This is a genomic window from Anaerosporobacter mobilis DSM 15930, assembly GCF_900142955.1.
Taxonomy (GTDB): Bacteria; Bacillota; Clostridia; order Lachnospirales; family Lachnospiraceae; genus Anaerosporobacter; species Anaerosporobacter mobilis.
In genome coordinates this window covers 24,171-36,909 of the sequence record NZ_FRCP01000005.1, presented here as the reverse complement: position 1 = coordinate 36,909, position 12,739 = coordinate 24,171, and the positions used below count along the sequence as shown (strand labels likewise).

Below are 12,739 nucleotides of genomic sequence, written 5' to 3'. Positions count from 1 at the left end.
CGAGCATGGCTCCTTCCTGTTTATAATATACTAGAATATCAATTAAATTGAGTATTAATTTTATTTTGTCAATAAAAGGCTCTCTAGTTTGCTTTCTATTGTTTAATTATACCACAATATCGAAATTTTGCGAATTTCTTTTAAGTGATTACTTAAACTGAAATTTAAGTAATCATATGAAAATATATTGTAATAGCAAGGCTTTTGACGGTAATTGAATTACTTAAATAATTTTTTTAAGTATTTTCAATAGGTAAATATGCATAAAATTATTAAATTATTGTACAGTTTTTCGTGCAATTATACTTGACTGAGGACATATGATGAAGTAGTATATAGTCAAAGATGGTAATTAATGGGCCGGTAAGGAGAAAGGATGAAAGACTTTGAATAAGAATAAACGGATAGTAAGTACAATATGCTCCATACTCATATGGGGATCTGGCCAGTTTTTTGTGTGTAAGCAGAGGTTGAAGGGTATGATACTATTTCTGTTACAGTTGATTTTTGTTGGAACAGAAATATTCAGTGGCTACCTATTAGAAGCATTATCTGGGCAGATAACACATTTTTCATTTCGCCTACATGGAGGGTTCTTTACCAAAGGAATCTGGGGACTAATCACATTAGGTGAAAAAGAAGGTGGAAAAAACGGTGACCACTCAACCATGTTATTAATAACAGGTATTATAGCAGTAATGGTACTCCTTGTAGTGATGGGCATCTATCTCTTCAATATACGAGATGCGTACAAGACAGGTAAGTTATTAGATGAAACAGGACATTGTCCAACTACAAAAGAATATTTCAAAAATACATATTCCAAATTCTTTGCTTACGTAATCTTAATTCCCATTGTTATATATATCATGTTTATCGTAATCATGCCTATTATATTTGCAATATTAACTGCATTTACAAACTATAACACCAATCATTTACCGCCTGGAAACCTAATTAGTTGGGTAGGCTTTAGTAACTTTAAGAAATTGTTCCAGATTCCAATCTGGTCAAGTACGTTCTTCTCCGTACTAAGATGGACTGTTGTTTGGGCTGTTCTGGCAACGTTTACAACTTACTTTTTTGGTATGTTTCAAGCAATCTTATTAAATAGTAAATATACCAAATGTAAGACTCTTTACCGAGGAATTATGATTTTACCATGGGCGATACCACAATTAATTTCGTTATTAGTATTTCGTAATTTCTTAAATGGACAATTTGGTCCAGTAAGTAAGTTTTTAATGGACATTGGATTAACCGATCATAGAATTGCATTTTTAGCAGACCCGTTCATTGCAAAGATTACCATCTTAGTTGTGAACCTATGGCTTGGATTCCCGATGTTCATGATTATGATTCAAGGTATCTTATCGAATATAGATAAGAGCTTATATGAAGCCGCTGAAATCGATGGTGGTGGTGGATTTAAGATATTTAGGTTCATTACGTTACCACTTGTTTTACGAGCAACGGCACCACTGATTGTTATGAATCTTGCAGGTAACTTTAATGGATTTGGAATTATCTACTTCTTAACTAATGGAGGACCTGTTAACTCAAGTTATCAATTTGCAGGAGATACCGATATCTTGATTTCATGGATCTATAAGCTAACCTTAGAACAGAAACTATATGATATGGCAGCTGTTATGAATATTATGATTTTCATACTAATAGCAGTCGTTTCTATATGGAACTTCAGAAGAACACAAGCATTCAAGGAGGTGTAAGAACATGTGGAAGAGACGAGCGAAAGCGATTTTAATTAATGCAGAACTAATCCTAGTATCAATCATAGTTCTTATACCTGTTATCTGGATCGTAATGTCTTCCTTTAACAAAGGACAAAACTTATCGACAGCAAGTTTTATACCAAAAGAGTTGACATTATCAAACTATACGCAATTATTTAAGGAGACTGAATTTGGGAGTTGGTTCTTTAATAGTTTATCCGTTGCTACATTGAATGCGTTAATCTCAGTTATCTTGATATTGTTAACTGCGTGGATCGTATCAAGATTTAAGTTTAAGGGAAAGAAGACCGGATTACTTACTTTACTAGTATTATCTATGTTCCCTAGTTTCTTATCCATGACAGCAGTTTATACATTATTCATTGTATTTGAACTTGTGAATAAGCCTATTGCCTTAGTAATACTCTATGCAGCAGGGGCTATCCCATATAATGTATGGCTGGTAAAGGGATATATAGATGGTATACCAAGTTCTCTTGATGAGGCAGCATATATAGACGGTAGTAGTAAATTGAATACATTCGTACGTATTATTGTTCCAATGTCAACGCCGATTATTGTATATTGTGCAGTATCTCAGTTTATGATGCCATGGATGGATTATATCATTCCTAATTTGTTATTAACAGGAAACAAGAACAAGACTGTAGCTGTGGGACTATATTCCATGATCTCAAACGATCAGAATGCAAACTTTACATTGTTTGCTGCCGGAGCAGTTTTGGTTGCAGTACCAATCACTATTATGTATCTATTATTCCAGAAATTCTTAGTACAAGGAATTGTAGCAGGTGCATCTAAGGAGTAAAGATGCATAGGGGATGTTCATTGTCAGCAAAGATATACCTTTATCAGGTAAATATATAGAAAAGAGGATGAGTTATGAAGAAGAATATAAGCAAGAAAATTCTTGCAGCGATCTTGTCTGTAGTAATGATTAGTAGTTTAACTGGTTGTAAGAAAGCACTACCAGAAGATGAAGAAGTGTTTACAGGTAGTGGTGCTGCCACTGTAGATGAAATGACTCCAGAAAAGGGTGCCAAACTGGTATTTTGGACTAGTAACAAAGAATATGGAGAAGCAGTTGCCAAAGCATTTGAAGCAAAATATAGTGTTCCTGTAACTGTTGCACAAGAGGGAATGGGAACGGTTGATAAGATTGCACTAAGTGGTCCTTCAGGGGAAGGTGCAGATGTGTTTATAACAGGTCATGATAATTTCCAAAAAGGGTTATCTTCGGGTGTATTCATGGAACTAGAAGAAGCAATCGTTGATAACGTTAATAGTAAAGTATCGGAATCAGGTACTAAAACTGTTATGAAGGATGGAAAGATGTATGGTATACCAATATCAATCGAAGTTAACTGCTTATTCTATAACAAAGATTTAGTTCAAACTCCAGCCACAACATTAGAAGAAATCATGGATGGAGCAAAGACATTTAATGACCCTGCTAACAACAAATTCAACTTCTTATGTACCATTGGAGATGCTTATTATGAATTCCCATTCCTAGCTGCACAAGGTTTTGAATTGTTTGGTCCAAACGGTGATGATGGAGATAACCCAGGGTTTGATACAGACGAATTTGAAAAGGGTCTGGAGTTAATCGCTGCACTGCATGATACTATGCCAATCTCATCTACTGACCTTAATAATAAGAGCTCCCTAAAGGCTAACTTTATTGATGGTAATGTTGCATATTATATAACTGGACCTTGGGATGTAACACAAATCAAAGAAAGTGGAGTAAACTTTGGTATCACAACATTACCTACGTATCAAGGAAATCAATTAAAACCATTTGCAGGTGTACAATGTGCATTTGTTTCAACATTTACGAAATATCCAATAGCTGCAGAATTACTAGCAAACTTCTTAATTAGTGATGAAGGTGCAAGTATCTTATATAATGAATCAAATGGAATTACAACCCTTAGCAACATTGATAACGTAGAAGGATTGTCTGAAGATCCATATCTTCCAGCCTTCGTAAAACAATTCGAGTATTCTGTACCAATGCCAAGTGTTTCTAGAATCTCATACTTTTGGTCAATTGCAGCAGACATTGACCGTGCCGTGTTTGATGGTCAATTAACACCAGCTGATGCACGTAAGAAAGCAATTGAGAACTGGAAGGCGTTACTAGCAACAGAATAAGACAGAGTATTGTACTGAAAGGAGCATGCATGAACAGAGAAGCACTATATCATTGCTCAAAAAGCAATTACGCATATCCATACAATCTAACAGATATCAGAATTCGTTTCCGAACAGCGAAGGATGATGTGGATGAAGTTAGACTCTATTATGGAGTGAAATTTGATTGGGCGAACAAAACATATCGTATTATGACTAAAATTGGTTCGGATGAGTATTTTGATTATTATCAATATAATATTGAACAAGAGGATATAAGGTTAGGTTATTATTTTGAAGTTATAGCAGGTAAGGAGGATATCTACTATACAGAAGCTGGAATCCTAGATGCTTTTGATGATAACCGTGCACATTGCCTATTCTTCCAATATCCTAGTGCACATTATGTAGATATACCGCACAAACCAAGCTGGTTTAGTGACGCGGTATTCTATCAGATCTTTGTGGAAAGGTTTGATAATGGAAAGCCTGAGAATTCACCAGATGGAATTGTACCTTGGGATTCAGATCCAACACCAAAATCCTTTTATGGAGGTGATTTAGAAGGAATTCGTAAGCACTTATCCTATTTACAAGACTTAGGAATTAATGCCATCTATCTTACACCAATATTCGAATCCATATCAAATCATAAGTATGACACCATTGATTATATGGAGATTGATACACATTTCGGTGATAAAGAGACTTTTCGTAGATTAGTGAAGGAAGCACATGACAAGGGAATTCGTATTATACTTGATGCCGTGTTTAATCATTGTAGTGATCGATTTGCTCCATTTAGGGATGTTATGGAACATGGGGAAAGTTCCAAATACAAGGATTGGTTCCGTATTAAAGATTTCCCAGTTAGTCAAACAGAACTAAATTATGAGGTGTTTGCAAATGTACCATATATGCCAAGATTCAACACAGCAAACAAAGAAGTAAAAGAGTATCTCTTTGATGTGGTTCGTTACTGGACAACAGAGTTTCATATTGATGGTTGGAGACTTGATGTAGCAGATGAACCGGACCACTGTTTTTGGAGAGAGTTTAGAAACGTGGTAAAAGAAATGGATAATGACCTTATCATTATAGGTGAAGTATGGCATGATTCTATGCCTTGGTTACTAGGTGATCAATTTGATACCGTTATGAATTATCCGATTATGCATCAAGCTATTAACTTTTTTGCAAAAGGAGATATTGATGCAAGGACATTCTCAGAAGTTATTACCATGCAACTTATGAAATATCCAGATGTAATTAACGAAATGATGTTTAATCTACTGGATAGTCATGATACAGAACGATTCCTTTTTATGTGTAAGGAAAACAAGCAAAATCTGATGAACGCGGCAGCATTCATATTCGGTTATCTTGGATCTCCATGTATCTATTATGGAACAGAGATTGGATTAACCGGAGGGTATGATCCAGGTTGTAGAAAAGGATTTAATTGGAATACGAAAGAATGGGATCATGAGTTACATAATTTTTATAAGAAGTTGATATATATTAGAAAGAGTGAGAAACCTCTTCGCTATGGAATGATAACATTTGAGAGTACGAAAGAATTGTTTGTAATGAAGCGTAGTTATGAGGAAATCGATATCTACGTTGTAATTAACCAAACAGATAAAGTTCAGTTATTACCATCTGATATCATACAATCTTCATGTATTGATTTATTAGCAAATCAGTCTTTGGATTGTAATGAAATATCGCCTTATACGGCACATTATTTTAAGATTTGTAAAGGAGAATGAGTATGAAAAAGAAATTGGAGAAGGTTTTAAGTTTCGTATTGGTTTTTGCTTTTGTAATTATTGGTCTGGTGTCACAAGCTAAACTATCTAAGGCAGCAGATACTACAAGTACAACAACGGATGCAGCTAATGTAGTTAAGGTTTATTATTTTAATGAAAATGAATGGGAAGGTGCTAATGTATGGGCTTGGACTATTGAGACTCAAATTGATTTAGCAAAGAATGCCTGGCCTGGAGACGCTATGACAGATGAAGGAAATGGTTGGTTTTCTGCTGAAATAACTGCAGATGAAAATATCGGAGTTTTATTCACCGATAATGCAGGTGGTCAGACATCGGATTGTAAAGATCTTGAGCCTGGTAAGACATATTGGATCACAAATGGTAGTGAAGATTTACTGAATGACTCTGGTATGGGTGGAGGAGTAAGTTTGGTAGCTTCATCAGAACCAAAAGCTGGTTGGCCTGAAGGACCTGAAGCCGATACAGCAACTACAGCACCAGCAACTACAAGTGAAGATAAGGATAGTAATAATGTAGTTCTATATGTAGTAATTGCTGCTGTAGTAGTTGTTGCTATTATTACAGGTGTTGTAATCACTAAGAAGAAAAAGGGAGAGAAATAATCCGTTAGCATCAGATATTAACAATATGTAATGAAGGGGGGGATCTCTCTAATCCGCATCAGGATTAATCAAAAACTTGTTGCAAGGAGTACCCACATACACAAGACGAAGGAGCTGTTCTAAAATTTTCACAGCAGTAATTGCCTTCGTCTTGTTTTTTATTGAAATTGTCATCGTATCAGGTAAAAGAAGTTTTGAATTATCGAGCGAAGTTACAACTACAATATGATCATTGCGGATATATCGTTCTACTTCAAGGCCGAGAATTTCACCTAGGACAATCCCTTTTTCGTTCTGATGTTTAAGAAGAAATTCTCGCAAATCATTTTTCATATCATTAATAAATAACTTTTCCGCACCAATTGTATTGGTTATGATATCTTTTAGCTCTTCATTCAGTATATCTTCCATTATTAAGAAGATATCTTCTTCTTGTAACATGCGTTTTGCCCTAGAAATAATCGCTTCATAATTGGGATATATCTTGCAAAAAAGAGGATCGTTAATTTCACAATCAAGAAAAATAATAGGAACATAGTATTTTCTTGTAACTCTGCGAACTTCCTCTGAACGTATATCTATTATGAAAGCAGCATCAAGAGAACGTTTGGATATAATATCAGCTTCCTCCTCGAATGCTTTTGTAGTTGCTATGATGGTGTCATAACCTAACAATGACAACTGCATCTGTAGCTCAATGGCCAAATCGTAATAAAGCATCTTTTTACTAGGAGCGTTACGCTTATTCCAATTGATTATTATACCAACTAAATTACTCTTCGGATGCGTTGTACAACGATTTATATTAGGGGCATAATTAAGTTTTTTTGCCGCCTCTAAAACCTTAATGCGGGTATCGTGTTTAATATGCTCTTTATCTGAATTATTAATTACATAAGAAACGGTGGCAACTGATACACCACATAAATCTGCTATATCTTGCATAGTTGCTTTGTTTTTTCCCATGATGCACCTCCATATGGTAGTATTACCGTTAATTGTATCATGAGAAAATTGTAAAAGCAACTATACGATAGTCACTTGATAAAACGAATTATATGTCCCTATATAAGGGCTGAAAGGAGTAAGTATGATGAATTTGCAATTGAATAGAAGGAACCATTCTTTGGTACAAAAATTAACTAGTTTACTGTTCGTACTTATCTTTGCATTTGGAGTTATATTCAATAATATACCAGTGCAAGCTGCCACAACATCAACAGATGCAGAAGTTACGAATACAGCAAGTTTTTCAACAGATGTTATCTATCAGATAGTTACAGACCGTTTCTTTGACGGGAATACCAGTAATAATCCCACAGGAAGTATATTTGATAAGTCAAATTTGCAGAAATACCATGGCGGTGACTGGGCTGGTATTACACAAAAATTAAACGAAGGGTATTTTACAGGTATGGGTGTTACAGCTCTTTGGATTTCATCTCCAGTTGAGAATATCACCACGATTGATCCTTCTAATAATTGTGCTTCCTATCATGGATATTGGGCAAAGGATTTCTTTAAGACGAATTCATACTTTGGTTCCGTAAGCGATTTCCAAACAATGATTAGCACAGCTCATGCATTAGGAATTAAAATTGTAATTGATTTTGCACCAAACCATACATCTACAGCAGAATATGGAACTATGACTTTCCCAGAAGATGGTGCATTATACAAAAATGGAACATATCTAGGTGGATTTAAAAACGACTCACAAGGATTATTCAATCATGAAAGTTGGACTGACTTTAGTACATTAGAAAATAGTATCTATCACAGCATGTATGGTTTAGCAGATTTAAACCACCAGAATGCAACAGTAGATACGTATATGAAGGAAGCAATACAAAAATGGCTCGATTACGGTGTTGATGGTATTCGTGTGGATGCTGTTAAGCACATGTCAGCTGGATGGCAAAAAAACTGGTTAAGTTCTATCTATTCCTATAAACCTGTATTTGTTTTTGGCGAATGGTTTAATGGTGGAGTGGCAGCAGATGCAGATATGACCAAATTTGCCAATGACAGTGGTATGAGTTTATTAGATTTTAGATTTGCCAATGCGGTTCGTAATGCACTTGGTTCAGGTACTGCAACAATGAAGGATTTATATAATGTAGTTACAGCAACAGGTTCTGATTATGAGGAAGTGAATGATCAAGTTACATTCATTGATAATCATGATATGAGTCGTTTTATGACTCTAGCAAGCAATAATCAAAGGGCAGTAGATAACGCTTATGTAATTCTACTTACTTCACGTGGGGTTCCAACCATCTATTATGGTTCAGAACAATATGCTACTGGATCAACGGATCCTAATAATCGTGGGGACATGCCTTCCTTTAATACAAATTCAACAGCTTATAAAGTAATTGGTAAGCTTGCACCACTACGTAAAACTAATCCAGCTTTGGCTTATGGAACTACGACAGAACGTTGGATAAACAATGATGTAATGATCTATGAACGTCAATTTGGTAGCAATGTTGTTGTAACAGCTGTCAATCGTAATCAAAGTAGCAGTTATAGCATCTCAGGATTATATACAAACCTTCCACAAGGTACATACACGGATGTAATGCAAGGAACTCTCGGTGGTGGCAATATCACAGTAACAAGTGGTGGAGCAGTTAATACATTTACTTTAGGTGCTGGCCAGTCAGCAGTATGGCAATATACAGCAAGTAGTTCGACAACACCATTAATTGGTAATGTTGATCCAATGATGGGAGTAGCCGGTAACACAGTAACGATTACAGGTAGAGGCTTTGGTAATACACAAGGTAGCGTAAGTTTTGGAACTAATGCTGCACAAGTAGTTTCATGGACAGATTCGACCATTAAAGTAATTATTCCTAGTGTATCTGCTGGAAAATATGCAATTAAAGTAACTACATCAACAGGGTCTGCAAGTAATTCTTATAGCGGATTTGAAGTATTATCTGGAAAACAGATATCAGTTAGATTTAAGGTCAATAATGCTACAACTAACTATGGAACTAACATATATTTAGTTGGTAATATATTTGAACTTGGCAACTGGGATGCTTCTAAGGCTATTGGACCATTATTCAATAATACTAGTACAATTGGTGTGTATCCTACATGGTTCTTTGATGTTAGCGTACCAGCGGGTACAGCAATTCAGTATAAATTTATTAAAAAAGATGCTAGTGGTAATGTAGTATGGGAAAGTGGTAGTAATCATACGGTAACGACTCCGAATACTGGAACAGCAGAAGCTACAGCCAATTGGCAGAATTAATTATAGGATTTTCTTACTAATTAGTTAGTATAATATAAGCCCTTTATATCTAATAGTTCTCTAATAGATGTAGAGGGCTTGTTACTTCACTTGAAAGTATATAAATGTATTAATATAGTAATTTATAACATTGTGTTGAAATATGAAAATAAATAATGTAAAATGGAAATACATGGAAACAAAGTTTGTAGGATTACTAGGGATTTATAGAAGAGAAAGGATCGGTTACATAAGTAAGAGTTTCACAAAAACTAATCATAGTTAATACATGAAAGGAGTGACTTTATGCTTAGAGAAGCAATTTACCATGTATGTGATGAGCCATATGCTTTTCCTATAGGTAATCACCAGTTAAAAATCAGACTACAAGCAAAGAAACTTGATATATGTGATTGTTATTTGTTTCATGGAGATCGATATGAATCCAATAAAGACAAAGAAGAAAAAATTCAGTTGCAAAGAGTAGCTTGGGATGAAAACTTCGACTATTTTGAAGGGGTTATTTATTCAGTTACAAAACGAATTAAATATAGATTTAATTTAGTTGGTAATGATAAAAGTGAACTTTGGTATGGAGAGAATGGTGTATCAGAAACGTTAGATAAAGCAGGCGTGTTTCAATTTCCATATATTTCGGAACAAGATATGTTTGCTATACCAGATTGGGCTAGTAAAGCAGTCGTATATCAGATATTGCCTGATCGCTTCTGTAATGGGGACAGAAGTAATGATCCAGAAGATATCGTGTCCTGGGAGGAAAAACCAACAACGGATTCCTTCTATGGCGGAGATTTAAAGGGAATAGTAGATAAACTTGATTATCTGGAAGAGTTAGGTATCAATTTGATTTACCTCACTCCAATTTTTACATCTCCTAGCAACCATAAATATGATACGATAGACTATTTTAATGTTGATCCTCACTTTGGGGACTTAGATGTAGCTAAAGAGTTAGTAATGAAGGCGCATCAAAGGGGAATCCACGTTATACTTGATGCTACTTTTCATCACTGCAGTGAGCAATTCTTTGCCTTCAAAGATGTAATGACCAATGGGGAGGCTTCTCGTTACAAGGACTGGTTTTATATCAACAGTTTTCCTATTGTTCAGTCTCCATGCCCCAATTATGCTACGTTTGGATTTTTAGGTGGCATGCCTAAGTTAAAAACTCATAATAAAGAGGTAAGAGATTATTTAATTCATATTGGTCGTTATTGGATAGAGGAAATCGGAATTGATGGTTGGAGAATTGATGTGGCAAATGAAATCGATCACGAGTTTTGGAGATTATTTAGAAAAGAGATTAAATCCATAAAGCCAGAGTCATTGATTATAGGGGAGATATGGCATAATGCGGGAGCATGGCTTAGAGGTGAGCAGTTTGACGGAATTACAAATTATAAATTTAGAGAAGCCGTACACAGTTTCTTTGCTAAAGGCAACATATGTGTTAGTGAATTTAATAGTTTACTTACCAAAAACAGAATGACATATAGCGATCAGGCAAGTAGAACGATGTTTAATCTTCTGGATAGTCATGATACGGAACGATTTTTAACCGATTGTGCTCAGTTTCGTGAAGTAGAAAACGAGGAGTATTCTATTCAGGTGATGAAGCTCGCAGTACTTTTTCAAATGACTTACAATGGTATTCCTATCATTTATTATGGGGATGAAATAGGAATGAAGGGAACAATGGATCCAGATTGTAGAAAACCGATGATTTGGGATAGTCAACGTCAAAATCATAGTATATTAGAATTCTATAAAACCCTGATAGCTATTAGAAAAAGATCTAAAGCACTTACGGATGGTGAGTTTCGTACCTGGATTGAAGATGATAAACAAGGTGTTTATGGCTTTATTCGATTTACAGATACGGAACATGTAGGTGTAGTGCTTAATAATTCGAATGAAGCTTCTGTAGTAAATGCCAGAGTAGATTGGTGTGACGGCAACAATATAATTACAGATCTTATATCGGGGAGAGAATATCTTATCGATAAAGACGTGTTATTTGAGCTGCCTCCATATAGTTTCTTGCTATTGGTTTAGAACTCTTAAATAAGTATTGGAGGAATTATAGATGAAAAATGTAGCAGTATATCCATTTGATAAAATTACAAGAGGACTTGTTAAATTCAGAGATCAATTAGATTTTCAGATTAATATTATAATAGATTTTGTGTTCAATGTAGGAGAAGATGCAGGGGAGAATATTGATGGAAAGTATGTGGGTATACCAATAAGAGATGACACTACGTATGCTTTAGAAGGTATTGATACCCTAATTATTAACAGTATGACTGGTCCTTTCTATAACGAAACGTACATGAAGATATACAGAGAAAAGGAAGTTGAGAAGAAGTGCAAAGAGATGATACTAAGCGCTAGTAAAAAAGGTATTGAGATAATATGTACGCATGATATCCATGATGAAGCGCTAAACAAATGGATTCAGGATAATAAAATCAAATTAATGACATACACAAAGTCAGATGATGAGATTGAAGAATTTATCAGTGAAGGAAGAAAGATGGAGGTTGTAGATCATGCACATAGAGTAGCTATATATGCGACAGGACCTTGTGTTGGAAAATATACAACCCAAATGTATTTAATGAAAGCAATGAAGCAAAAAGACTTAAAGGTTGCAGCATTCATAACCGAACCTGTAGGATTGTTATATGGACAATATGATGCAGATCCATTAAGACATAGACTACTAAAAAATCCTATGAGGTATGTTTATTATGTGACAACACTTATCAAACATGCAGAAATGGCGGGTAACGATTATATCGTAATGGCAGATCAGCAAAGCATAACTAGTCAGTACTTCCTTGAGGAGGTCGCTTCCAACACATCATTGCTAAAAGCATACAACCCAGATTCTATCATTCTAGTTGCTGGATATGACGATGATGCAAACATACAAGATTGTTTGGATATCTTTCGAATCTTTTGTGACGGTAAAAAGCCAGTATCAATATTAATACCAGATCGATTAGAGGTTACTTATGGCAAATATGAGATAAAAACAAAAGAAGAAATTGAACAAAGAAAGAAAGAACTCAAAGATAAATTCAAGATAGAGAATGTCGAGCTGGTTCGTGATGTTGAAAAAATACTTCCTGTGATTACAGGTTAAAGTAAAGGTGGTGAAATGTTACA

9 protein-coding genes are annotated in these 12,739 nt (G+C 35.0%); 8 read left to right on the top strand and 1 reads right to left on the bottom strand.

Translation table 11 applies throughout. From position 1 onward, the window contains the following. The first annotated feature begins 386 nt into the window (after positions 1–386). The 5 genes from BUB90_RS00125 (at position 387) to BUB90_RS00105 (ending at position 6,294) form a co-directional block, all read left to right on the top strand. The gene (locus tag BUB90_RS00125) at positions 387–1,733 is read left to right on the top strand and encodes a carbohydrate ABC transporter permease (RefSeq protein ID WP_073281512.1); all 1,347 of its coding nucleotides are present in this window, start codon (positions 387–389) and stop codon (positions 1,731–1,733) included. A 4-nt stretch (positions 1,734–1,737) separates the two neighbouring features. Then, entirely contained in the window at positions 1,738–2,565 is an 828-nt protein-coding gene (locus tag BUB90_RS00120; RefSeq protein ID WP_073281510.1) for a sugar ABC transporter permease, read from the top strand. 74 nt (positions 2,566–2,639) lie between these two features. Next, on the top strand, positions 2,640–3,917 hold the full coding sequence (locus BUB90_RS00115) for a sugar ABC transporter substrate-binding protein (RefSeq protein ID WP_073281508.1): 1,278 nt from the start codon (positions 2,640–2,642) through the stop codon (positions 3,915–3,917). 29 nt (positions 3,918–3,946) lie between these two features. Beyond that, positions 3,947–5,668 (top strand): glycoside hydrolase family 13 protein, encoded by a 1,722-nt coding sequence (locus BUB90_RS00110; RefSeq protein WP_073281506.1) that lies wholly within the window; start codon positions 3,947–3,949, stop codon positions 5,666–5,668. A 2-nt stretch (positions 5,669–5,670) separates the two neighbouring features. Beyond that, a complete protein-coding gene (locus BUB90_RS00105) occupies positions 5,671–6,294 on the top strand; it encodes a starch-binding protein (RefSeq protein WP_073281503.1) in 624 nt (207 codons plus the stop codon). A gap of 48 nt (positions 6,295–6,342) precedes the next feature. Here the strand turns inward: BUB90_RS00105 and BUB90_RS00100 are convergent, their stop codons facing one another. Further along, a complete protein-coding gene (locus tag BUB90_RS00100; protein ID WP_073281501.1) occupies positions 6,343–7,260 on the bottom strand; it encodes a LacI family DNA-binding transcriptional regulator in 918 nt (305 codons plus the stop codon). A gap of 124 nt (positions 7,261–7,384) precedes the next feature. Here BUB90_RS00100 and BUB90_RS00095 point away from each other — a divergent pair, with 124 nt between their 5' ends. From BUB90_RS00095 to BUB90_RS00085, 3 genes are all read left to right on the top strand, one after another. Next, entirely contained in the window at positions 7,385–9,565 is a 2,181-nt protein-coding gene (locus BUB90_RS00095; RefSeq protein WP_278277247.1) for an alpha-amylase family glycosyl hydrolase, read from the top strand. A 285-nt stretch (positions 9,566–9,850) separates the two neighbouring features. Next, complete coding sequence (locus tag BUB90_RS00090; RefSeq protein WP_073281496.1) at positions 9,851–11,620, top strand: alpha-glycosidase; 1,770 nt, start codon at positions 9,851–9,853, stop codon at positions 11,618–11,620. A 31-nt stretch (positions 11,621–11,651) separates the two neighbouring features. Then, positions 11,652–12,716 carry a DUF1611 domain-containing protein gene (locus tag BUB90_RS00085; protein WP_073281494.1) on the top strand — a complete coding sequence of 355 codons (1,065 nt, stop codon included), beginning with the start codon at positions 11,652–11,654 and terminating at the stop codon, positions 12,714–12,716. The last annotated feature ends 23 nt before the right edge of the window (positions 12,717–12,739 follow it).

What these genes read in the sequence shown, in the direction of transcription:
- BUB90_RS00110 (WP_073281506.1), top strand. Translation starts at nt 3,947, where the DNA reads ATGAACAGAGAAGCACTATATCATTGCTCAAAAAGCAATTACGCATAT.
- BUB90_RS00120 (WP_073281510.1), top strand. Translation starts at nt 1,738, where the DNA reads ATGTGGAAGAGACGAGCGAAAGCGATTTTAATTAATGCAGAACTAATC.
- BUB90_RS00105 (WP_073281503.1), top strand. Translation starts at nt 5,671, where the DNA reads ATGAAAAAGAAATTGGAGAAGGTTTTAAGTTTCGTATTGGTTTTTGCT.
- BUB90_RS00090 (WP_073281496.1), top strand. Translation starts at nt 9,851, where the DNA reads ATGCTTAGAGAAGCAATTTACCATGTATGTGATGAGCCATATGCTTTT.
- BUB90_RS00095 (WP_278277247.1), top strand. Translation starts at nt 7,385, where the DNA reads ATGATGAATTTGCAATTGAATAGAAGGAACCATTCTTTGGTACAAAAA.
- BUB90_RS00115 (WP_073281508.1), top strand. Translation starts at nt 2,640, where the DNA reads ATGAAGAAGAATATAAGCAAGAAAATTCTTGCAGCGATCTTGTCTGTA.
- BUB90_RS00085 (WP_073281494.1), top strand. Translation starts at nt 11,652, where the DNA reads ATGAAAAATGTAGCAGTATATCCATTTGATAAAATTACAAGAGGACTT.
- BUB90_RS00100 (WP_073281501.1), bottom strand. Translation starts at nt 7,260, where the DNA reads ATGGGAAAAAACAAAGCAACTATGCAAGATATAGCAGATTTATGTGGT.